Origin of the sequence: Haloplanus natans DSM 17983 (assembly GCF_000427685.1) — an archaeon.
GTDB classification, from domain to species: Archaea; Halobacteriota; Halobacteria; order Halobacteriales; family Haloferacaceae; genus Haloplanus; species Haloplanus natans.
This window is the reverse complement of record NZ_KE386573.1, coordinates 3,181,857-3,202,616: the sequence shown is the minus strand read 5'-3', so window position 1 is coordinate 3,202,616 and position 20,760 is coordinate 3,181,857. Positions and strand designations below refer to the sequence as shown.

Annotated in this window: 20 protein-coding genes and 1 tRNA gene; 8 read left to right on the top strand and 13 right to left on the bottom strand. The window is 66.8% G+C overall.

What is annotated here, in order from left to right; all coding sequences use genetic code 11:
- Positions 1-116: 116 nt before the first annotated feature.
- From HALNA_RS18545 to HALNA_RS18535, 3 genes are read right to left on the bottom strand one after another with little or no spacing between them, the layout of a single operon-like run.
- Positions 117-809: an OapC/ArvC family zinc-ribbon domain-containing protein gene (locus HALNA_RS18545; RefSeq protein WP_049937853.1), complete on the bottom strand. Its 693-nt coding sequence runs from the start codon at positions 807-809 to the stop codon at positions 117-119.
- 2 nt (positions 810-811) lie between these two features.
- Positions 812-1,198 (bottom strand): DUF2073 domain-containing protein, encoded by a 387-nt coding sequence (locus tag HALNA_RS18540; RefSeq protein WP_049937851.1) that lies wholly within the window; start codon positions 1,196-1,198, stop codon positions 812-814.
- A 5-nt stretch (positions 1,199-1,203) separates the two neighbouring features.
- The gene (locus HALNA_RS18535; RefSeq protein WP_049937849.1) at positions 1,204-1,845 is read right to left on the bottom strand and encodes an Era-like GTP-binding protein; all 642 of its coding nucleotides are present in this window, start codon (positions 1,843-1,845) and stop codon (positions 1,204-1,206) included.
- Positions 1,846-2,805: 960 nt separating this feature from the next.
- Between HALNA_RS18535 and HALNA_RS18530 the strand changes: the two genes are divergently transcribed.
- On the top strand, positions 2,806-4,332 hold the full coding sequence (locus tag HALNA_RS18530) for a Cdc6/Cdc18 family protein (protein WP_049937847.1): 1,527 nt from the start codon (positions 2,806-2,808) through the stop codon (positions 4,330-4,332).
- Between the two features lie 66 nt (positions 4,333-4,398).
- On the opposite strand, the gene HALNA_RS18525 is transcribed toward HALNA_RS18530, so the two are convergent.
- Positions 4,399-5,148, bottom strand: a complete 750-nt coding sequence (locus tag HALNA_RS18525) for a S26 family signal peptidase (protein ID WP_049937846.1) — start codon at positions 5,146-5,148, stop codon at positions 4,399-4,401.
- Positions 5,149-5,227: 79 nt separating this feature from the next.
- Between HALNA_RS18525 and HALNA_RS18520 the strand changes: the two genes are divergently transcribed.
- Complete coding sequence (locus HALNA_RS18520) at positions 5,228-6,874, top strand: DNA-directed DNA polymerase II small subunit (protein WP_049937845.1); 1,647 nt, start codon at positions 5,228-5,230, stop codon at positions 6,872-6,874.
- Here the strand turns inward: HALNA_RS18520 and HALNA_RS18515 are convergent.
- Positions 6,871-7,305: a hypothetical protein gene (locus tag HALNA_RS18515; RefSeq protein ID WP_049937844.1), complete on the bottom strand. Its 435-nt coding sequence runs from the start codon at positions 7,303-7,305 to the stop codon at positions 6,871-6,873. The genes HALNA_RS18520 and HALNA_RS18515 overlap by 4 nt on opposite strands.
- 486 nt (positions 7,306-7,791) lie before the next feature.
- On the opposite strand from HALNA_RS18515, the gene HALNA_RS18510 reads away from it, so the two are divergent.
- Positions 7,792-8,973, top strand: coding sequence for an aspartate kinase (locus HALNA_RS18510; RefSeq protein ID WP_049937843.1), 1,182 nt, complete (start codon positions 7,792-7,794; stop codon positions 8,971-8,973).
- 33 nt (positions 8,974-9,006) lie between these two features.
- Here HALNA_RS18510 and HALNA_RS18505 read toward each other — a convergent pair whose 3' ends face one another.
- The gene (locus tag HALNA_RS18505; RefSeq protein ID WP_049937841.1) at positions 9,007-9,699 is read right to left on the bottom strand and encodes a YqjF family protein; all 693 of its coding nucleotides are present in this window, start codon (positions 9,697-9,699) and stop codon (positions 9,007-9,009) included.
- A gap of 480 nt (positions 9,700-10,179) precedes the next feature.
- Positions 10,180-10,857, bottom strand: a complete 678-nt coding sequence (locus tag HALNA_RS18500) for a metallophosphoesterase family protein (RefSeq protein WP_049937840.1) — start codon at positions 10,855-10,857, stop codon at positions 10,180-10,182.
- An 84-nt stretch (positions 10,858-10,941) separates the two neighbouring features.
- On the opposite strand from HALNA_RS18500, the gene HALNA_RS18495 reads away from it, so the two are divergent.
- Positions 10,942-11,352 (top strand): hypothetical protein, encoded by a 411-nt coding sequence (locus HALNA_RS18495; RefSeq protein ID WP_049937839.1) that lies wholly within the window; start codon positions 10,942-10,944, stop codon positions 11,350-11,352.
- Here the strand turns inward: HALNA_RS18495 and HALNA_RS18490 are convergent.
- Entirely contained in the window at positions 11,349-11,918 is a 570-nt protein-coding gene (locus HALNA_RS18490) for an IMP cyclohydrolase (protein ID WP_049937838.1), read from the bottom strand. The two genes, HALNA_RS18495 and HALNA_RS18490, sit on opposite strands and share 4 nt — an antisense overlap.
- Before the next feature lie 85 nt (positions 11,919-12,003).
- On the opposite strand from HALNA_RS18490, the gene HALNA_RS18485 reads away from it, so the two are divergent.
- On the top strand, positions 12,004-13,734 hold the full coding sequence (locus tag HALNA_RS18485) for a sensor histidine kinase (RefSeq protein ID WP_049937837.1): 1,731 nt from the start codon (positions 12,004-12,006) through the stop codon (positions 13,732-13,734).
- Here HALNA_RS18485 and HALNA_RS18480 read toward each other — a convergent pair.
- From HALNA_RS18480 to HALNA_RS18470, 3 genes are read right to left on the bottom strand one after another with little or no spacing between them, the layout of a single operon-like run.
- Positions 13,727-14,476 carry an ABC transporter ATP-binding protein gene (locus HALNA_RS18480; RefSeq protein ID WP_049937836.1) on the bottom strand — a complete coding sequence of 250 codons (750 nt, stop codon included), beginning with the start codon at positions 14,474-14,476 and terminating at the stop codon, positions 13,727-13,729. The genes HALNA_RS18485 and HALNA_RS18480 overlap by 8 nt on opposite strands.
- Positions 14,467-15,270, bottom strand: a complete 804-nt coding sequence (locus tag HALNA_RS18475; protein WP_049937835.1) for an ABC transporter permease — start codon at positions 15,268-15,270, stop codon at positions 14,467-14,469. The genes HALNA_RS18480 and HALNA_RS18475 overlap by 10 nt, the downstream gene beginning before the upstream one ends.
- A 1-nt stretch (position 15,271) precedes the next feature.
- Positions 15,272-16,270 carry an ABC transporter substrate-binding protein gene (locus HALNA_RS18470; RefSeq protein ID WP_049937834.1) on the bottom strand — a complete coding sequence of 333 codons (999 nt, stop codon included), beginning with the start codon at positions 16,268-16,270 and terminating at the stop codon, positions 15,272-15,274.
- 219 nt (positions 16,271-16,489) lie between these two features.
- Between HALNA_RS18470 and HALNA_RS18465 the strand changes: the two genes are divergently transcribed.
- Complete coding sequence (locus HALNA_RS18465; RefSeq protein ID WP_049937833.1) at positions 16,490-16,969, top strand: FlaD/FlaE family flagellar protein; 480 nt, start codon at positions 16,490-16,492, stop codon at positions 16,967-16,969.
- A gap of 24 nt (positions 16,970-16,993) precedes the next feature.
- Here HALNA_RS18465 and HALNA_RS18460 read toward each other — a convergent pair whose 3' ends face one another.
- Positions 16,994-17,470 carry a dihydrofolate reductase gene (locus HALNA_RS18460; RefSeq protein ID WP_049937832.1) on the bottom strand — a complete coding sequence of 159 codons (477 nt, stop codon included), beginning with the start codon at positions 17,468-17,470 and terminating at the stop codon, positions 16,994-16,996.
- Positions 17,471-18,592: 1,122 nt separating this feature from the next.
- Between HALNA_RS18460 and HALNA_RS18455 the strand changes: the two genes are divergently transcribed.
- Positions 18,593-19,192: a homing endonuclease associated repeat-containing protein gene (locus HALNA_RS18455; RefSeq protein ID WP_049937831.1), complete on the top strand. Its 600-nt coding sequence runs from the start codon at positions 18,593-18,595 to the stop codon at positions 19,190-19,192.
- 97 nt (positions 19,193-19,289) lie between these two features.
- Positions 19,290-19,362 (top strand) — tRNA-Gln (locus tag HALNA_RS18450).
- Positions 19,363-19,694: 332 nt separating this feature from the next.
- Here HALNA_RS18450 and HALNA_RS18445 read toward each other — a convergent pair.
- Positions 19,695-20,525 carry an IS5 family transposase gene (locus HALNA_RS18445; protein ID WP_049936781.1) on the bottom strand — a complete coding sequence of 277 codons (831 nt, stop codon included), beginning with the start codon at positions 20,523-20,525 and terminating at the stop codon, positions 19,695-19,697.
- Between the last annotated feature and the right edge of the window lie 235 nt (positions 20,526-20,760).

Genomic DNA, 20,760 nt, shown 5'->3' with positions numbered 1-20,760 from the left:
GTATTGCACTCGAAACGAAGGGGTTCGTAGGGGATCGGCCGGACTCGGAGGAGACGGCCGGCTGGCAGCGAGGAAGGCGTCGGGATACGAACGGACAGGGGGGCTAGTAAAAAGAGTTACGGCTCGCCGTCGCGCCACGTGTCGACGACTTCGATGACGTAGTGGCCGTCCTCCTGGAGCGAGATGATACACTCCTGTCGGTCGTACAGTTCCATCAGGTTGAGTTCGTACTGGCCGGGTTCGACGATTTTGATGCTCTCGAACTGGTCGTTCAGTTCGGCCCGGAGATCGTCCAACCCGGGGGCGTCGGCCGGGTCGTCGGAGTCCGGTGGAATCGCGCGGGCGGCGTCGTCGGCGGACGGCGGTGGCGACGCCGCGTCGTCGAGTTCGTCGCGGGTCACCACGTCGCGGCGGGCGTCGGCCTGTGCCGTATCCTCCTCGAGGGCGCTCGGATCCGACTCGGCTTCGATGTAGTCGGCGTCGGTGTCGCCTCTCGTCCCCGTCGTTGACGGGGACACGCTTCCCTGGGCGTTGGGGGTGGACGGATCGTCGGTAGTCGTCCGGTCGTCGGACACGGACGAGCCGTTCGGTGTCCGAGCGCCGTCGGCTGGAGGCGAAGACGGGGCGTCCGGCCCATCGTTCGTGCGTGGAGATGGGGCGTCCGACCCGTCGTCCCCGAGCGTCGGCGACGGGGTCGACGAATCCGGCTTGAACTGGAACTTGTTGCCGCCGCAGTCGGGGCAGCCGGAGAGCATCTCCTTGGAGCCGTCCGGAAAGACCCGCTCACAGTTCGTGCACTGGTGGGGCATGGCTACTTGCGCGAGACGAGCGCGCTGATGAGGTTTTCGTCCTTGTGGAGCGTCTGGATCTGGTTGGCCGGGCCGATGACGGTGAGTTTCTTCGTCGACTCCCGACCCATCAGCCGGTCGAGGAAGCTCCGGTCGGCCGTCTCCGATCGGGGGTACGTCTCGATTTCGATGCCGTTGAACTCGTCTGGGCTGATTTCGGTCATCGTCACCTCGATAAGTTTCGACTCCTCGTCGGGTGAGAGCCCCTCCTCGAGGATGACGATGTTGCCGTCGCGGACGCCGTCGAGGATGAGCCGGATCTTCTCCATGCTCGCCATCCCCTCCATCCGGGCGCCGCTGATGAGGTCGATCTGGACGCCGTCGGGGTCCGTTGGAGTGGCTTCAGGCATCTCTATCACCCGAAGTACTCCGCGATCCGGTCGTACACTTCGTCCATGTTGTCGCCTTCGAGCGCCGACAGCGGAATCGTCCGGTGCTGGGGGAAGGCGTCCTCGATGCGTTTGACGTTCGAGTCGTCGAGGTCGGTCTTGTTCGCGAGGATGAGAACCGGGAGGTCCTGGCTCTCGATAATCCCGATGAGCATCGTGTTGACCTGCGTGAACGGATCTTCGGTGCTGTCGAGGACGTAGATGACGCCGTCGACATCCTCGCGAAGCCAGTGCATCGCCTCGGCGACCCCCTCCGTCGCCTCGCGGGAACGACGGACCGCGTCTTCCTCGTCGATGTCGTGTTCGAGGAACTCCTTGTAGTCGACTTTCGTCGTCACGCCCGGCGTGTCGACGATGTCGATGGTGACGGTTCGGCCGTTCCGCTCGATTTCGACGTTCTCCTTGCGCCGCGCCCGCCGGGTCTCGTGGGGGACGTGGCTCTCGGGGCCGATGGCGTCGCCGGTCCAGTCGCGAGCGATACGGTTCGCGAGCGTGGTCTTCCCGGCGTTCGGCGGGCCATAGATCCCGATCCGCTTGGGATCGCTGGCCGAGAACAGTCGTTCTGTAACTCGTGCGATGCTGTCTCTGAGTCCTGTGAGCAGTCCCATCCTATCCTCCCGCACCTCCCGTCTATCGACGTGAGAGGGGCGTATGCGGGATGAAGGTCCCGCCGTTCACTTAAGTGTGCGTCAGACAACCATAAGGGGCCTGTCATACCGACCGCCGACGGTCAGTACCGGCGAGTCGGGGGACCGTGTCGCCGGATCATCGGTAAACGGCTACAATCAGTAGCCCCCGGACGTTCGCGGAGCGTCGGGCGAGGACGGGGGCGGAACTCGGAGGACGAACCGGACGGCCGCCGGGACGTTGCCCGCTGTGTGGGTGGTCGTGCCGGGATGAACAGTGCGATGGACGGCACGATAGACAGTGTCACGATGGGCAGTGCCGCAGGGGACGATACCGCGACGGGCAGTGCCGCGGTGGACAGTATCGCGACGGTAGGTGATCACGTGCCTCGTGTGGATGGCGGCAGTACTGTCGGTCGGTGTCCGCTACCCGATCTCCCCCCCACCCCTTCGTTTCGGGTGGAACACCCGGGCGGCACGGGAGGCGGTAGGCCCCGCCGGTCGTCGCGTGCTTAGTTCTCTCTCCACTCCTCCTTGAAATAATAGTTAGTAGAGCAGTACGGATATGGTTGTTTGTGCAGTAACTTGTAGCTTTTCTTTTCCAAATCCTCTCGCTTTCCCCCCACCCCCACCGTCACACCGTTCCACCCGAAACGAAGGGGTGGGGGGGTCGGTGTGCCGGGCACGTTACCCCCACCGTCCACGTCGTGTGAGAGCGGTCACACGTCGGGACGGCCGTCCGACTCGTGGGCCGATCCACCGAGTCTACGGTTTCGAGTCGAATCGGGGGTCGCCGCCGACCGAGGGGAAAGTTTTTCTACCACCCCCACCTCTGTTTCCGCTGGATCATTTCGACGCGCCGGATCGGTCCTGGGCGCGGGGGCGACCGAATTTCCTCGGCACGTCGCGCGTCTTCCACCTGAAACCAAGGGGTCTCAACGAATGGATTCGGACGACACACCGCCAGACGACTACGCCGACGACGAGGAGACGGATCTCCACGATGCCCCCGCACGTGATCGGACGACCGACATCTCGCGCGATGTCGACATCGACGACGTTCTCGACGACGACGAGGACGCGGACAGCCAGGGGTTGTTCGACGACCTCCTCTCGGGGGAGCCGATCTTCGAGAACAAGGAGGTTCTGCGGCCGTCCTACACCCCGCACGAACTCCCTCATCGGAACGAGCAGATCAACCAGATGGCGACTATCCTCGTCTCGGCGCTCCGGGGCGATACGCCGTCGAACATCCTCATCTACGGGAAGACGGGGACAGGCAAGACGGCGAGCGCGAAGTTCGTCAGCAAGGAACTCGAATCCACTTCCCAGAAGTACGACGTCCCCTGTGAGGTCGAGTACATCAACTGCGAAGTAACCGACACGCAGTATCGCGTGCTGGCCCAGCTCGCGAACAAGTTCATCGAGAAGAATCGGGCCGTCATCGAGAACCGCGTCGACGAACTGACCGATCTACGGTCGGCGGTCACCGACGGCGGCTCGGCCCTGGCCGACGCCCAGTTCGACTCCCTCGATGCCCTCGACGACCGGATCGAGACGCTCGAGACGGACCGCGAGGAGATGGAACCCGTCCCGATGACGGGGTGGCCGACCGATCGCGTCTACAGTTCCTTCTTCGAGGCGGTCGACTACCACGAACGCGTCGTCGTCATCATGCTCGACGAAATCGACAAACTCGTGGAGAAATCCGGCGACGACACCCTCTACAACCTCTCGCGGATGAACTCCGAACTCGACAACTCCCGTATCTCGATCATGGGCATCTCGAACGACCTGAAGTTCACCGACTTCCTCGATCCCCGCGTCAAATCGAGCCTCGGCGAGGAGGAAATCGTCTTCCCGCCCTACGATGCCAACCAACTACGGGACATCCTCCAGCACCGCGCCGACGTGGCGTTCAAAAGCGGCGCGCTCACCGAGGACGTCATCCCTCTCTGTGCCGCCTTCGCGGCGCAGGAACACGGCGACGCCCGGCGTGCCCTCGACCTCCTCCGCACCGCCGGCGAACTCGCCGAACGCGGGCAGGCCGACACCGTCGAGGAGGAACACGTCCGGAAGGCCCAGGACAAGATCGAACTCGATCGAGTGGTCGAGGTGGTTCGCACCCTCCCGACCCAGTCGAAAATCGTCCTCTTTGCGATCATCCTCCTCGAAAAGAACGGCGTCCACAACATCAACACCGGCGAGGTGTACAACATCTACAAGCGCCTGTGCGAGGAGATCGACGCCGACGTGCTCACACAGCGTCGGGTCACCGACCTCATCTCCGAACTCGACATGCTCGGCATCGTCAACGCCGTCGTCGTCTCGAAGGGCCGGTACGGTCGCACGAAGGAGATCAGCCTCTCGGTGCCCGTCGAGGAGACCGAGGCCGTCCTGCTCTCCGACTCCCGCCTCGGCGACATCGAGAACGCCCAGCCGTTCGTGCAGGCACGCTTCGATAACTGACGTTCGTGTAGGCACGCTTCGATCAATAAAACCCCACCTCGGAGACGCCTCGCCTCGCCGCCGAACCTACGCCGCCGCCGTCGCGACGGTCGCCCCGTCGACAGCCACCCGTTCGACGGCTCCGTCCGTCTCCATCTCGGAGGTCGTATCGAGGACGACCCCCGAGACGCCGAGTCGGACCCAGCCCAGATACGGGATTCTGACGCGCGCGACGCCGACGATCCAGCCGGGTTTGACGGGGTCGCTGATGCCGTTGACCTGATCGTACTCCCCGTTGGCGTCGCCTTTGGTCACGAATCCCGCGTGTGGCGCCGGGCAGTTGGGCATCTCCTCGCAGTCGCTCGCGCTCACGTGGTCGGGGTCGGCCCGGTCGTACCAGTTCTCCCCGTCCGCGACCCAGAACTGTGCGCGGTGGATCACCGGTGGGCCGGCGTCGCGGGGGTTGTCGTAGACGATGACCGAACCGTGTGCGCCGAACTTCCAGTAGCCCACGTCGCGGGCCACGTCCCGGGGGACGACGCCGGTGTCCCCATGGGCGGCGTCGGGGGCGAACCGACCGGCGTCGGTGATGAAGACCAGGTCGCCTTTCTGCATATGTGGCTCCATGCTCCCGCTCTCCACGGCGACCATCGGCGGCCAGACACCGCTGATGGCAAAGAGAAGTACCCCGATGACGGCGACGGCGCCGACGCTCAACGCCGTCTCGCGCACCACCAGGAGCGGGCCGTTCGTCGCCGTCAGTATCCGTCTCACCGGTCCCGTCGACCCCCGGCCGTCGTCGGTGTCCGGCGGCCGCGGGCCGTCGTCGGCGCTCATCGGTTCCCGTTTGCGGCCCCCCGAGTTGAAGCTTCTGGACTTCCGGCACGCTTTTGCCCGAACCGACCGACCCTCTCCTGTGCCTCTGGAGACGCCCGCGCGCATCGTTCGCGAACTCGCCCGCCGCGGTTACAACGCCGAACGTGAGGCCGTGACCCTCCTCGCGGGCGCCTCGAACCCGGCGGCTGCCCTCGACGCTGCCGTCGAGACGGCGCCGGACGACGCCCTCCGTCTCACCGCGGCCCACGTCCGCGCGACGTTCGATGCGGGGACGGACGCCCCGGCCGCAGCCACGCCCGCCGACGCGTCAACCGATGACGCCACCACGGAGGACTCCCCCGACGCCACGACCCAACACCCCTCCGTTTCGACTCCAGCCACTCCGACGCAGCCCGGCACTTCGGACGCCGACGTTCCAGTTGAAACGAAGGGGTCTCGCACGGACGAGAACGGGGAGTCGGCCCCGGCCACGACGACCCCGATTTCGGACGGCGACGACCCGGCGGACGCCGACCCCCCCGCCCGCGACGTCTCCGTCGCGGGCGACATCACTGGCCGCAGTACCGGAACCGGCGAGTACGGCGACTTCGTCTCCGTCTTCCGGGACCGGTACGAGACGCTCTCGGGCAAACTCCGTGGCCGGGTGAACCACCGGCCCGCGTCGGCCGTCGCCGACATGCCCGGCGGGAGCGACGCCGCGATGATCGGCCTCGTCAACGACGTGCGCTCCTCGGCCAACGGTCACTGGATCGTCGAACTCGAGGACACGACCGGCACGTTCCCCTGTCTGATCACGAAGGATCGCGACATCGCCGGCCTCGTCGACGAACTCCTGTTGGACGAGTGTATCGCCGTCGAGGGCACCCTCTCCGACGACGCGGGCATCGTCTTCGTCGACGCCCTCCACTTCCCGGACGTGCCGCGGACGTACTCGCCTTCGACCGCCGACCGACCGGTTCAGGCGGCGCTCGTCTCCGACGTGCACGTCGGCAGTCAGGAGTTCATGGCCGACGCCTGGGGTCGCTTCGCCGACTGGCTCCACACCGACGAGGCCGCCGCCGTCGAGTATCTCCTGATCGCCGGCGACATGGTCGAGGGCGTCGGCGTCTACCCCAACCAGGACGAGGAACTCGACATCGTCGACATCTACGACCAGTACGACCGCTTCTCGGAGCATCTGAAGGAGGTGCCCGGCGACCTGAAGATCGTGATGATCCCCGGTAACCACGACGCGGTACGGCTCGCCGAACCGCAGCCGGGCTTCGACGAGGAACTCCGGGAGATCATGTCCGCCCACGACCCGCGTATCGTCGGCAACCCATCCACGGTCACCATCGAGGGCGTCTCCGTCTTGATGTACCACGGCGTCTCCCTCGACGAGGTGATCGCCGAACTCCCCGAGGAGAAGGCGAGCTACGACCACCCACACCGGGCGATGTATCAGCTCCTGAAGAAACGCCACGTCGCCCCGAAATACGGCGGGCACATGCGCCTCGCTCCGGAGGACCGGGACTACCTCGTCCTCGACGACGTGCCCGACGTCTTCCATACGGGTCACGTGCACAAACTCGGTTACGGCAAGTACCACAACGTCCTCGCGGTCAACAGCGGTTGCTGGCAGGCCCAGACCGAATTCCAGAAGAGCGTCAACATCGATCCCGACGCGGGCTTTGCGCCCATCGTCGACCTCGACACCCTCGATCTGACCGTCCGGAAGTTCGCCTAGGCGGGATCGAGGCGGTATTTCACCGTCGACTGCCCGTCGAACGCCGGCCCGGTGCCCGCACGCTCGAAGCCGGCGGCCTCGGCCGCCTCCCTGATCGTCTCGTCGTCCTCGATAGCCAGGAGTTCGACGGTCATGCCTTCGCCCGTTGCGAACCGGACGGGTTCGGCGAGGAGCCGTTCACAGGCCGCCGCGGTCCCCGCCAACTGCGTCACGTGAACGGTGCCGTCGCGCACGTCGAAGCTGACGAACCCGGCCACGTCCCGGTCGTCGGTCGTGTCGGCCGCGTCCGCGTTCGGTCCCGGCGTCGTCGCCCCCCGCTGGGCGACCCGGACCGTCCGGTCGTGGATGAGGTTCCGAATCACGTCCGCCGGCACGTCCGCGATGGCCGAGAGCGCGTCGGCGTCGGCCTCGAACGCGTCTCGTATCTCCATACGGCTCGTTGGTACGGCAACCGTTTAAACACTCGCTCCGGGGTGGCCGGGACGACCCGGTCATAGTGAGTATTGTAAGTCACCACCGGTGGTTCGCCGACCCGTTTTGACGAACCACCGGTACACAGTTACGATAAACACTATCAGTCGTCGGCCGCCGTCCCCGAGTTCCGGCTCCCGGTTTCGATGACGACGGCGACGGTTGTACTCGGGGCTTTTCGCCCGTTCGTCGACCACGTCGTTCGTGAGGCGGTTCGCCGTCGTCGCCGCGGATCTGGGGCTGTTTCAGTCGGTCCTCGTGTTCGACCCGATTCGGTCACTCATTTGAAATCCATCAAGTGTTAATATATTGACGACAACGCACAAAAGGCCTCCTGCGGTCGCCGTCCGCTCCGGTCTGCGTGATAAGTGAACACAGTTATTACGGTCCATCTCGCTACCACCGGCCATGCCTGAACACCCGTCCCACATCGTGGAGGCGCCGCGATGCGCGTAGTCGCGAAGTTCGGCGGCACGTCGCTCGGGAGTGGCGACCGGATCGAGCGCGCGGCCGACACCGTCGCCAAGGCGGTCGAAGCGGGCCACGAAGTCGCCATCGTCGCCAGCGCGATGGGGTCGACCACCGACGAACTCTTAGAGGAAATCACCTTCGAGGCGGACGACGCCGACCGCGCCGAAATCGTCAGCATGGGCGAGCGGACCAGCGTCCGGATGCTGAAGGCGGCGCTTCGCTCCCGCGGTGTCGAGGCCACCTTCCTCGAACCCGGCAGCGAGGCGTGGCCGATCATCACCGACGAGTACGGCGAGGTGGACGCCGAGGAGACGCTGAAACGCGCGCAAGCGCTCGCCGCGGACCTCGATCACGTCGTCCCCGTCATCACGGGCTTTCTCGCCCAGACCCTCGATGGCACGGTGACGACGCTCGGTCGCGGCGGCAGCGACACCACCGCCGTCATGCTCGGGAAGTTCATGGACGCCGACGAAGTCGTCATCGTCACCGACGTCGAAGGGGTGATGACCGGCGACCCCCGGGTCGTCGAGGGCGCCCGCAACGTCGGCCACATCACCGTCGACGAACTCCGGAACCTCTCCTTTCGTGGCGCCGAGGTGGTCGCACCCAGCGCCCTCTCGTACAAAGACGAGGATCTGTCGGTTCGGGTCGTCCACTACCAGCATGGCGACCTGCTGACCGGCGGGACGAAAATCGAGGGGCAGTTCCAGAACCTCATCGATATGCAGGACGAACCCCTCGCCTGCATCACCGTCGCCGGCCGCGCCCTGCGGAACCGGCCGGGCATCCTCGCCGACCTCGCGCAGGCGCTCCGGAGCGAGGACATCAACATCGACGCCGTCGCCAGCGGCATGGACTCGGTCACCTTCTACGTCAACGAGGATCTGGCCGAGGACGCCGAGTATATCCTCCACGAACAGGTGGTCGACGACGAGACGCTTTCCTCCGTGACCGTCGAGAGCAACTACGCCGTCATCCGGGTGACCGGCGGCGAACTCCCCAACCGCCCCGGCATCATCCTCGACATCGTCCAGCCCGTCTCCGAGGCCGGCATCAACATCCACGACCTCATCACCTCCGCCACCTCCGTCGCCATCTTCGTCAGCTGGGACGACCGCGAGCGGACGCTCGAAATCGTCCAAGAACAGACGCTCTGACGGTCGCGCCGACCCGTCCCCCGGTCCCGTTTTTCACTCCGCCCGCTTGCTCAGCGACGCGACGACATCCAGCCCCGGGCTGTAGTAGTACACCGGCTCCCCGTCGGGTCGCGCGAAGCCGTGGGCCGCGAGGAGCGTGTTCGTCCCTACCTCCGCGACGGCGGGATACAGCGTCCACGGTTCGTGGGCCACGTCCGTATAGCGGATCGACCCGTCCTGTGCCTGCGTGTAGAACCGATACCGCTCGACGAGAAACGCCGCGAGGGGGTCCTCGGGCGCCGTGAACGGGTCGCCGGTCGGTCGGTACGTCGCCTCGTAGTGTGCGGGCCGCTCGCCCGGATGTCGCCGCCGACTCTCGAATCGGACGTGACCGTCCGCCCCCGTCAGCGAGATGCGCGCGTAGTAGTACGGGAGGTGATGGAAGAGGCGCGCACCGATCACGCTCGCTACTCCCTGCGCATCGAGGCTAAAGAAGTAGACGCTGGGGACGCCGTCGCGTCTCACGTACGTCCGGAGGTTCAGTTCGGGCAACCGAACCCCGACTGCGTCGGGAAGGCCCTTCGGCCGGACGGCGACGTTGGTGAACGGAACGACCGAGAGCCACGCCGATCCGTCGTGCGTATCGGGAGCCAGCCCCTCGGGGAGGTGGGCGTCCATCACGACCGGATCGACCGGCCAGTTCTCGAACAGCAGATACCGCCACCCCATCTCCAGCGGGAGGACCATGGCTCTCCTTCGAAAGCCGCCGCAAAATCCCTTCGGGCGCGGTTCGAAGTAGTGTTTAGATAAGCCTGTGAAACCGGGACCACCTCGAAAGCCCCCGGCGTCTCGGCTCCCAGGACTCGCTGCGCTCCTCACTGCGTTGCGGTGCTTGCGTCGTCCGGGTTCGCCGAGACGCCGGCCCCTTTCAGTCCCACCCGCATCGGCTGGCCAACCGGCCGCCGCCGGGCGGGACTGAAAGGGGCGACTCGTCATCGGGCGGCGGAGCCGCCCGATTGCCCGAGGGAGCTTTGCTCCCTCGCTGCTGGAGGAAGGCGGCCAACGCAAGGACCGCAGGCCGGAGGCCGAGGACCGCAGCGAGGCCCCCGACTCCAGCGAGTCGGGGCTTTCGAGGTGTCCCCAATCCAAGTACGCTAATCTAAACAGTACCCGGTTCGATTACCGAAGTGCAAGGAGAAAGCCCCGCCCTTCAGGGCGGGGAGGATGTCAACGTCCCTCTAGTAGCCGCGTGCCGATCCGCGTCGGCAACCCCGCCTCCTCCACCGCCGCGATGACCGCGTCGATGTCGTACGCCACCCGTCGCTCCTCGACGGTGACCGCGTCGCCACCCGTGCTGTCGCCCAACTCGACGACCGCGTAGCCCGCCTTCGGGTCGTCGTCCCGCGGTTGTCCGACGCTCCCCGGATTCATCACCACCCCGCCGTCGAAGACGCGATGGCCCTGGACGTGGGTGTGACCCGTCACGAGGAGGTCCTCGCCGTCTAGCATCCGCGCCGAGAACTCCTCGGGGTAGGTGTAGCGGTCCGGGTCGTCCGGGTGGCCGTGGACGAGTTTTACCCGCCCGTCCGCGACGGTTCGTTCGGGGGGCAGGTCGCCCAACCACGACAGGGCGTCGTCGTCCAACCGTTCGCGCGCGTGGTCGACGCCCGCCGCCGCCATCGAGTTGAATCGGAACGGCGTCTCGTCGGCGACGGCCCGGTCGTGGTTGCCCATCACGGTCGGAATCGACCGCTCGCGAATCGCCGCGACGCAGTCGGCCGGCCACGGGTTGTATCCGACAACGTCGCCGGCACACACCAGTCGGTCCACGGCTGGCATGTCGTCGAGGACGGCTTCGAGGGCGACCCGGTTGGCGTGTACGTCGGAGATGACGCCGAGGCGCATACCCGTCCGTGTGGGTCCCGGGAGGTTAGGCCTTGTCGTGACCTCGACCCAATGCTTACCACGCCTATCGCCGTAGGGGACGCCGTGACCGTTCCCGTCTCCGACCCTCCCGCCGCCTCCGATCCGGACGACGACATCGACGGGCGGATCGTCCGTACGGAGTTGGGCATCGCCTGTGCGACGTTCGTCACCGCGTCGATGCTTACGACCGTCGCCCTCCCCCCGACCGGCTGGTGGCCCGTCCCGCCCGTGGCGCTCGGATGGGGACTCCTGACCGCCGCCTCGGATCGCAGCCGTGCCGGCCTCTACCTGCTGTATGGTGCCGGTGTCCTCGCCATGGCCGGGGTCGTCTGGGCCGTGGTGACTACCGAGTCCTTCGTCGGCGCGGTTCCGCTCGTCCTCTACGGCCTCGGTGTCGGCTCCGCCGCCAACCGCCTTCTGTTCGGCGTGGTCCGCCCGGTCCCCACCGCGCGCCGGAAGCGGGAGCGGTCCTAGTCGTTGACGATGCTCGTCGTCACGCCGTCGTCGACGGCGACCCCCGCCGCACAGACCGCGTGTTCGAAGTCGAGGTCGTACGCCTCGCGGGCCGCCTCGGCCGCGTCGGTGGCGTCGAAGTCGAACGCCCGCGGATCGTCTTCCTCGTACGTGGCGACGAGACTCGGCCCGTCGACCGCTTCGACCAGCAAAGCGTCCCGGCGGACGATACCGACCGTCGCTGCGTCGGCCCCGATCACGCCCGCGATGCGGGGCGTGTCGTAGTCGTCTCTCTCGTAGTCGAGCGAGAGCAGCGCCGTCGCCAGCGCGTCGCGGGCGGGATACCCCAGATCCAGCTTCTCGGTCACCGGATCGACGTGGGAGCCGTTCCCCAGCACTGCCCGCCCTTCGCTCTCCCGGACGCAGTTGTAGGCGATGTACGGGTTGTCCGTCTCCGGGGCGTCCGGCGTCGGCGCCACGGTGAGGGTGCCCTCGCGCTCGACGATCCGTCGGTTCGGGAACGACCGGGACGAGACGCGGTAGGCGCCGACGCCCGGTCCGACGACGATGAATCGGCCGATGTACATACCTCATTAACGCGGCGAACGCCGAATGTAGGTGTCGGTTCCCGCGTGCCGCCAGAGCCTTCACGCCCGCCCCACTTCCCCCCGTATGGTCGACGCTGCGACGGTTTCCGGCTGGCCCGCTGTCGGCTCGCTCGCTGCCGTCGTCGGCACCCTCGCGCTCGCACGCTACGTCGTCCGCTACCGGGACCGGCCCGGCGCCACCTGGTTTCTCGGCGTCCTCGCCGCGCAGGCGCTCTGGTGTTTCGCCTACGGCGCCGGACTCCTCGTTTTCGACCCCGCCGTCCGCCTCGCCTTCGAAGCCGCCGTCTGGATCGGCATCGTCTGGACCGGCCTCACCTTTCTCGCGTTCGCGCTGTCTTACACCGGCCGAAGCGACGTGGTCGCCGGCCCGGCGTTCCGCGCCGCCCTCGGCGTCGGCGTCGCCGTCTCCATTCTCGTCGTCACGAATCCGTTTCACGGTGCCCTGTGGACGGGGTTCCGGATCGACCCCGTCTTCGGCGTCGCGACCGTCACCTACCGTCTCCAGCCGCTTGCCTACCTGACCATCGGGGTGGCGACACTCGCCGTCGTCGCGGGCGTCGTCCTCCTCGTCGACACCTTCCTCAACTACGGGCCGTTGTACCGCCGCGAGACGGCCGCCGTCGCCGTGAGCGCGCTCCCGCCGGGGCTTGCCCTCCTCGTCTGGGCCGGCGGCGTCGGCCCCGTCCCACAGCTCAACCTCGCGCCGATCATGTTCGTCCCGCACGTCGCCCTCGACGCCTACGCCTTCGGGCGCGCCGAACTGTTCGAGCGCAACCCGACGACGGTTCGCGCGGCGGAGCGAACCGCCATCGACGACCTGGCGGACCCCCTCGTCATCGTCGACCGCGAGGGGCGGGTCGTCCGCCTCAACGACGCGGCGCGGGCGGCGTTTGCCGGGCGCACGGCGCCGGACGGCTCCCGGAACGCGGCCGCCGATCCCCTCGATCGCCCCGTGTCCGCCATCCTCGGCGTCGACGTCGACTTCGACGGCGACACCGACCCGTTCGAGAGCCGCGTCGACGGCGAGCGACGGACGTACGCGGTGTCGGTCTCCCCGCTTCGCGACCCCAGCGGCGCCCACGTCGGCTGGACGGTCGTCTGCCCGGATATCACCGCCCGGGAACGCCGTCGGCAGCAACTCGAAGTCCTCAACCGCGTCCTCCGACACAACCTCCGGAACGACGCGGGCGTCGTCCACGGCTACGCCGACTTCCTCGTCGACCGGCTGGAGGATGCCGAACTGGTCCGGATGGCCGACGCCATCGAGCGCCGGTCGGCCGCGCTCGAATCGCTCGGCCAGAAGGCCCGCACGGTCGAGACGCTTCTCGACGGCGAGCCACGGACCGATCTGGCCGTCGGCTCGCTCGTCGAACGGGTCGTCGCCGACGCTCGCGAGGCCTTCCCCGACGCCAACCTGCGTCTCGACGGTCGGACCGACGCCACCGCGTCGGTCGCGGAGCGGTCGCTCGAAGCCGCCGTCGAGAACCTCGTCGAGAACGCGCTCCGCCACCACGACGGCGAGGGGATCGAGCGGGCCGACGGCGGGGCGTGGGCCGCCGTCACCGTCGACCTGGCCGACGACGCCCTCGTCGTCCGCGTCGCCGACGACGGCCCCGGTATTCCCGACGCCGAACTCGACGCCATCGCGGCGGGCGAGGAGACCGACCTCCAGCACGGCTCCGGGCTCGGCCTCTGGGTCGTCCACTGGGCGGTCACGACCCTCGGCGGCGAGGTGACCTACGCCGACCGGGAACCACGCGGCACCGTGGCGACGCTTCGACTCCCGGTCAGATGAGGTCGAGGAGCCGTCGGTAGGTGCTGCCGAACGCGTCGTCGGATCGCTCACGGGGGCGCTCGATATCCACGTCGACTACCTCGCGAAGCCGGCCGGGATCTTTCGCCATGACGACCACGCGGTCGGCGAGTTTCACCGCTTCCTCGACGTCGTGGGTGACGAACAGGATCGTCTTGCCCGTCTCCCGCCAGATGTCGAGGAGTTCGTCCTGCAGCATCTTCTTGGTCTGGGCGTCGACGGCGCCGAACGGCTCGTCCATCAGGAGGAGACCGGGGTCGACCGCCAGCGCCCGGGCCAGCGCCACCCGCTGTTTCATCCCGCCGGAGAGGTCCCGCGGATAGGTGTCCGCGAAGCCGTCGAGGCCGACCAGATCGAGCAGGTCGCGAACCCGTCGTTCGCGGTCGGCCGCCGCGACGCCCCCCTGCTCCAGTCCGAAGCCGACGTTGCCGGCGACGGTCCGCCACGGGAACAGGTGATACTCCTGGAAGACGAGCCCCAGATCCGTGCTGGGGCCGTCGACCCGGTCGCCGTCCAGGACGATCCGGCCCGTCGTCGCGGGTTCGAGGCCCGCGATGATGCGAAAGAGCGTCGTCTTGCCACAGCCCGAGGGGCCGACGATGCAGACGAACTCGCCGTCGGCCACGTCGAACGAGATGCCGTCGAGCGCCTGCACCGGGCCGTTGGCGCCCGTGTATCGCTTGCCGACGCCGTCGACCCGCACCCGTGGCGTCCCTACCGCCACGCCAGTGCCCTCCGTTGCAGCGCGCGGAACGCCACGTCGACGACGAGATACATCAGGCTCAACACGAGGATGTAGGTGATGACCACGTCGACCTGGAGGTTGTTCGAGGCCCGCAGGATGCGGCGGCCGATGCCGGCGACGCCGAAGATTTCGGAGGCGACGACCAGCATCCAGCACCGGCCGATGCCGGTCCGGATCCCGGTCGTAATCTCCGGGAGCGACGCCGGGACGACGACGGTGCGGATGAGGTCCAGGTCGCCCTCGACGCCGAGGCTCCGGGCCACGTCGAGCAGGTCCTCCGAGACGCCTTCGACGCCGCCGTAGGTGGCGTAGAAGTTGATCCAGAACGCGCCCACGGCGATGATGAAGGCCGCCCCGGCGTGGTTGATGCCGAACCACGCGATGGCGAACCCGATCAGCGCCAGCGGCGGCACCGGCCGGAGGACACGCACCACGGGCGAGAAAACGTCGTCGAGTGCGGGGCTCCAGGCTAGCCCGATGCCCGCGGCGATGCCCAGTCCGGTCCCGAAGACGGCGCCGGGCACCCAGTGGAGGACGCTGTTGCCCAGCGCGACGAAGAGCGCGCCGCTTGCCGTCTCCGCGTAGAACGTCTCCGCGACGGCGAGCGGGGTCGGGAGGACGTACGACGGCTGGGTGAGCGAGGCCGCGGTCCAGAGCGCGAGGAAGGCGACGACGCCGCCCAGCCCCCGGCGGATACGCCGCGTGTCGATATCGACGACCCCCCCGCCCAACGCGCCGGCCGTGTGATCAACGTCTTCGACGTCGATAGCCATGTTACAAGTCGTCGTAGACGCTGTAATCGAAGATCTGATCCAGCGATAGCCGTTCGTCGATCTGTCCGTTCTCGTTGGCAAAGCGGGCGAATATCTCCGTCCCGTTCTCGATTTCACGCGGGTCCGTCACGAAGTTCGAGAGCGGTCCCTGGAGCGCCGACAGCGCCTGCTCTGCGTCCATGCCGATCGACGACTCGACGATGTCGGCCGTCGCTGCCGGGTTCTCCCGGATGAACTCCGTCGCCCGAACGTGTGCGTCGAGGAACTGCGTCGCGACGGGCGTGTCACGAACCTCGTCGCTCATCAGCGTCACCGCCGCGGGCTGGCCGGGCATGATTTCGCCCGCCGTCCGGAACGTCTGCACTGGGACACCCGCTTGAGCCGCCCGCGTCGGCACCGGCTCCATGATCGACGCGCCGTCGACTTCGCCGTTGGCGATGGCCTGCCACACCGCGTTCGCGCCGTTGATCTCGATGATGTCGACCGTCGATGTATCGACGCCCTCCTGTTCGAGCCAGTAGCGGAGGAGCACGTCGGGGACCGATCCCTGCGGGAAGGTGCCGAATCGGAACTTTCGACCCCGCTCTTCCCGCCAGACGGAGAAGGCGTCGGCCCCGTGGTCCGCCCACATCGCCTGCAGGTCCTCGTGAGCCATGATCGCCATCGGTTCCTCGATGTTCGCGGCGGTCACCTTCGCCGGAATCCCGCGGTCGATGACGATCATCGACGGAACGATACCGAACATCGCCACGTCGAGTTCGCCGCCGCCGTACGCCTGAATGATCGCCGGCCCGTCCGTGAACTCGCTGCCCTCCACCGTCGCGTCGACGGCGTCGAAGTAGCCCTCCGACTCCATCACGTAGTACTGGAGGTCGGGAAAAATCGGCATGTGCGCCACCGCGAGCGTATCGGCGCCGCCACCCCCCATACAGCCGGCGAGACCGACCGTCGCGGTAGCGCCCGCGCCCGCGAGATAGCTTCGGCGTGAAAGCTGCATCATGGGATCGGTAGTCGATAGCCGGGTATAACCCGCCGGGAACTGGCAACACTGGTCCATACCCCGGACGAATCGAAGCTGCTGTCAAACGCCGTTTCGAGCTCTGAAACCGGGGAATGGTGATTCTGTCGCCCGGCGTCGATCCAAGATACCGGCAACATATTCTGGCACTAGCCGTCGTGGCGCCCAAAGAGCCTTGACCGCCGCCGCCCATCTCCCCCCGTGTTCGACCCGGCCGACTACGACGCGCGGGAACTCCGGTCGCTCGCCGGCGTCGACGACGCCGATCCGGGGGCTGGCGTTAGCCTCCCGCCCGTGGAGGGGTCGGGCTACCGCCCGGCGGCGGTCGACGAACCCTCCCACGAGCAGTGTGAGCGGCTGGTCGCGGTCGGCGGCGTCGACCCCGCGGCCCTCGGCGAGCGGCCCTACCTCCCCGCCTTCCCGGACGGATCTGCGTCGCGTCGCGTCGGTCGCGACTGGATCGCCTACCTCGTGCGGACGGCAGGTGAGGACGCGACTCGGAACGCCATCGGCCGGTATCGCGCCCGCGGCTGGATCGGCGAGGACGCCGCGGCGACCCTCGACGCCCGCGTCGGCGACGCCGTCCGGGTGCTCGACTCCGGTGACGGCGAGTTGGATCGCGCCGACCACCTACTCAGCTTCGCGTACGTGATCCGGCTGCTGGGGATCGGACGCGCGTGAGTCCCGCCGTAACCGCGGTCCCGGTCAGTCCCGAACCCAGCGTTCGAGCGTGAAGCCGTCGTCGTCGATGCGTTCGCGGCACGCCCACGCCTCTCGGTCCCAGTCGGGAAAGTGCGTATCGCCCGCGTACTCTCCCGGAATCCGGCTGAGCACCATCTCGGTCACGACGGGTTGGAACAGGTCGTAGATCGCGCCACCGCCGAGGACGTACGCCCGATCCGCCTCGAAGGCGTCGACGGCCACCAGCGCATCGTCGACGCCCGTGACGTACTGTGCCGTCTCGATCGATGCTTCGCGCTCGGTTCGGCTCAGAACGACCTGTGCGCTGCCCGGCGGATCGTCACGCATCGACTCGAAGGTCCGGCGACCCAGAACCGTAGGGTGGCCGGCGACGCGGGCGCGGTACTGCCGTCGATCCGCGGGGATGGCGGGCCACGGCAACCCGCCGTCCGCACCGATCACGCCGTTGTCGGCGACGGCGGCGACGGTGACGAGGTCCATACCTGTCCTTCGGTCGTGGGGGAATAATCGGTGTCGCTCCCCGTGGGCCCGACAGCATCGGCGACAGGACTCCGACGGTACGCTCCGGACACCGCTCGTGCTCACGATCGCGTGTGCGCCCTCTCGATAGTCGAGCGGGCAAGAGCGGTCATCTACGTCCGTGTGGAGACATTCATAACCGGCTTCCTCGCCGCAAGTTACGGAAAATGCAAGCCGAGAGCCCCCACGCTTCGGGGTGTCATCGGACCGCACCTCGGTCCGGTCGTCCGCTACCCGCCAGCCAGCGACGGGACTGACGCCGACCAACAGCAGTCAGCGACCGACGATGGCCCCGTTCCAACACGACGGTTTCTGCGTCGTTGTCGCGGATCCCTATCGCTGGCCGTCGCCCCCTGCCGTTCTCTGACGCGACGTGGCCGCAGCCGACACGACACGTCCCTGGCCGTCGATGCGTCTCCACACGCGGTGGCAGGGATGGCCGTTCCACCCGAACCACGGGTTCGACAGTGCCGGTTCATAATCGGACCGATCGGGGGACGGAAACCGATTATGAACTGTCTCCGGGGGGCCTTTCGACTCCACCGTACCGACGCGGTCGGTGGAGTGCCAGTTCCACACCCCAGCCTGAATGCCCCATCGCCACCGCGTCGCATCGCCGGTGGGACGAACGCCGTGGCATAGATCGTGCGTTTGCGGCGCTCTCTCGCCGCGATCCGGCCGAACTGCCGTCGCGACGTGCGCGCCCCGGTCGATCCCGTGCCACGCGCCGGTGCCCAGTCCCGCTGCCAATCACGGTCGTCGCCGCGTGCCCGCACCCTGCCGTCTCGCCCGCGCTTGCGGCTCACACCCTGAGTATGAACGGCGGCTCCGCTCGCGACCCCTGCTCTCGGCCCCGCTCTCCCCGCCACCCGGTCTCGACCTGCGTATGAGATCGACGACTCCCGTCGTCTCGGACTCGCCCGTCGCGGACACAGACCGCTCCGCCCACCCGTGTCGTTCCGCCCCCGACACCCCCGCGCCCGCCGCTCGTTCAGGGCTCCCCGTGCCGGTCGGTCGGACTCGGCGCCACCGACACCGTCCCCCTGCCATCGCCGGTCTGGTTCTGTCGCCGCGAGACGGGCGATGGCGACGACAACCGACTGCCTGCAGGCATTGCAGGAGGCGGCGGCAACGCTCGAGGAATCACCGACCAAACAGCAGTACGAAGCCCTGGGGCTCACGCCCGCGGCGTCGACGATCCTCCGGCACTTCGACGGGTGGAACGCGGCGAAGCGGGAAGCGGGCCTCGACACGAATGCCAGCACCGGGTCACGGGTGGGCTCGAAGCCCGACGACGTCGACTTCACCGACGCCGAGTGGGCCGCCCTCTCGCAGGATCAACGGTGGCACTACCGTCACCGCGAGCACAACACCCAGCGGACGCTCGACCGGCGCGACCGGCTTCGGGCCGCGGTGTACGAGTACAAACGCGATCACTGCGAGTGTCTCCGGTGTGGAGCGGGCGACCCGGCGTGTCTCGAGTTTCACCACCGTGACCCAGAGACAAAAGAGCGGACGGTGAGCGAACTGATCACCTACGGCAACTCGTTGGAGACGGTGCGCGCCGAAATCGAGAAGTGTGACGTACTGTGTGCGAACTGCCACCGACGGGAGCATTACACCGTGCCGGACGCGGTGACGCCGCCCGCGGCGGCGGGTGAGACGTCGCTCGGACTGGAGTAGCGGCCGCGACGGCGCCCCGACTTCGCAACACTCATATGCGATTCGCCGTTACTGGTGAGTACAGGTTCCGACGAAATATACGGGGCCAAACATGTCAAGTCCCATAGGGTAGTGGCCAATCCTGAAGCCTTCTGGGGGCTTCGACCCAGGTTCGAATCCTGGTGGGACTATTTTACAACTTCCTTAACGGACGATAGAGGCTGTTAGAATGCCGTTCGCGTTTTTCCTGGTCCTATATCTCATGTCTCCATTTCTTGTTCGAGTTTATGATAAATCCATCTCATTAGTTCGTTGTTATGTGACTGTATCCGTTTCGGAGGCTCGCTTTCTGGAGTCTCGGTCCCATTGTAGGTTCCCCCCTGCGCGACACCGCGACGATCAACCACCGCTTACGCATCGGCCGAGTTTCAATCCTGCTTCGGGTTTTCTCCCTCCTGCGACACCGAGAAAACCCACGACGGGATTGAAACGGCTGTGTTGAATCGCTATATGGCGGTGGAATTCACTGTTTCACAGCTCGCTTGATGTTATAGACGACACACATCAGCGCGATTTCTCGGAACTCACGGAACCAGGAACGCGCTCGCACGGCGAAGCCGAGCGAGCGCTTCACAGCCGAGTTCACGGTCTCGGTCATCGAGCGCTGATTGTAGCGCTGTTCGTCGATTCTGGCGTTGTGCGCGTGATCATACGGTGCGAAGATGCGATGTTTGATGAGCGGGCGAATCCCGAGGTCACGAAGGGATTCGCGGAGCGACTGCTTGTCATAGCCTTTATCGGCGGCAAGAGACCGCAGATCGCCCGCGTTTCGGCGGGCGATCTGCTCGGCGAGATCTGCGTCGCTTCCGTCCCGAGTCGTCGAGCAGTGAACGTCAAGGATGGCTTGAGACTCTGTATCGACGAGTTTCGTGACCTTCAGCTTCTGGACGCGGTAGCTTATTCGCTGGCAGTAGTGGCGGCTCGCAGCTGAGCGTTCGTAGAATGTCGCGTCGATCGCGCCGTGTTTCGAGGGGTCATGCAGCTGCGCCGATTGGCGCAGCAGCACTCGGCAGACGCTCATACTGATCCGGTCGAACGCTTTACACAACGTGGATGGTGAGGGGAGATCGGCCGCGCTGAGGCCGATCTCCCCGGTTATTTGTGGCATCTCTTTGAGCAGGTCAATCGTCATTCGGTAAGACGTGTCAAGGTAAATCCGCAGACAGTGGAGAGAAACGAGGGCATAGTCGGCGAATCCGCCGCCACCTTCCGGGGCGGCGGATTCGTCTCCATCACCGGTAACAACTTGGGCAATCGGCACAATCTCACCAGTGAAGCGGGAGATTTGTGTCATAGGCAACCGAATCTCTCCGCTTCAACTCCTTTGATTTAGCGACCCATCCCGACGCCGTCTAGTGATTCAACACAGCCATTGAAACCGGCCGAGGTCGCGGTGCCGGTGTGCGACTGGGGCGGGTGGAACGACTTGGAGACGTTCCTCGAGCACTACCCCGGGACCTTCTCTCCGAAGCGCAAACGCGGGCGCGTGACGGCGTCGCGTGGTTCTGACCGGCCAAATTCTTAGGTAC

Bases quoted from the DNA above. Each gene is read 5' to 3' on its own strand.
- HALNA_RS18510 (WP_049937843.1), top strand. From the start codon at position 7,792: ATGCGCGTAGTCGCGAAGTTCGGCGGCACGTCGCTCGGGAGTGGCGAC.
- HALNA_RS18535 (WP_049937849.1), bottom strand. From the start codon at position 1,845: ATGGGACTGCTCACAGGACTCAGAGACAGCATCGCACGAGTTACAGAA.
- HALNA_RS18515 (WP_049937844.1), bottom strand. From the start codon at position 7,305: ATGGAGATACGAGACGCGTTCGAGGCCGACGCCGACGCGCTCTCGGCC.
- HALNA_RS18530 (WP_049937847.1), top strand. From the start codon at position 2,806: ATGGATTCGGACGACACACCGCCAGACGACTACGCCGACGACGAGGAG.
- HALNA_RS18505 (WP_049937841.1), bottom strand. From the start codon at position 9,699: ATGGTCCTCCCGCTGGAGATGGGGTGGCGGTATCTGCTGTTCGAGAAC.
- HALNA_RS18500 (WP_049937840.1), bottom strand. From the start codon at position 10,857: ATGCGCCTCGGCGTCATCTCCGACGTACACGCCAACCGGGTCGCCCTC.
- HALNA_RS18525 (WP_049937846.1), bottom strand. From the start codon at position 5,148: ATGAGCGCCGACGACGGCCCGCGGCCGCCGGACACCGACGACGGCCGG.
- HALNA_RS18545 (WP_049937853.1), bottom strand. From the start codon at position 809: ATGCCCCACCAGTGCACGAACTGTGAGCGGGTCTTTCCGGACGGCTCC.
- HALNA_RS18490 (WP_049937838.1), bottom strand. From the start codon at position 11,918: ATGTACATCGGCCGATTCATCGTCGTCGGACCGGGCGTCGGCGCCTAC.
- HALNA_RS18470 (WP_049937834.1), bottom strand. From the start codon at position 16,270: ATGATGCAGCTTTCACGCCGAAGCTATCTCGCGGGCGCGGGCGCTACC.
- HALNA_RS18445 (WP_049936781.1), bottom strand. From the start codon at position 20,525: ATGACACAAATCTCCCGCTTCACTGGTGAGATTGTGCCGATTGCCCAA.
- HALNA_RS18460 (WP_049937832.1), bottom strand. From the start codon at position 17,470: ATGGACCTCGTCACCGTCGCCGCCGTCGCCGACAACGGCGTGATCGGT.
- HALNA_RS18485 (WP_049937837.1), top strand. From the start codon at position 12,004: ATGGTCGACGCTGCGACGGTTTCCGGCTGGCCCGCTGTCGGCTCGCTC.
- HALNA_RS18455 (WP_049937831.1), top strand. From the start codon at position 18,593: ATGGCGACGACAACCGACTGCCTGCAGGCATTGCAGGAGGCGGCGGCA.
- HALNA_RS18475 (WP_049937835.1), bottom strand. From the start codon at position 15,270: ATGGCTATCGACGTCGAAGACGTTGATCACACGGCCGGCGCGTTGGGC.
- HALNA_RS18540 (WP_049937851.1), bottom strand. From the start codon at position 1,198: ATGCCTGAAGCCACTCCAACGGACCCCGACGGCGTCCAGATCGACCTC.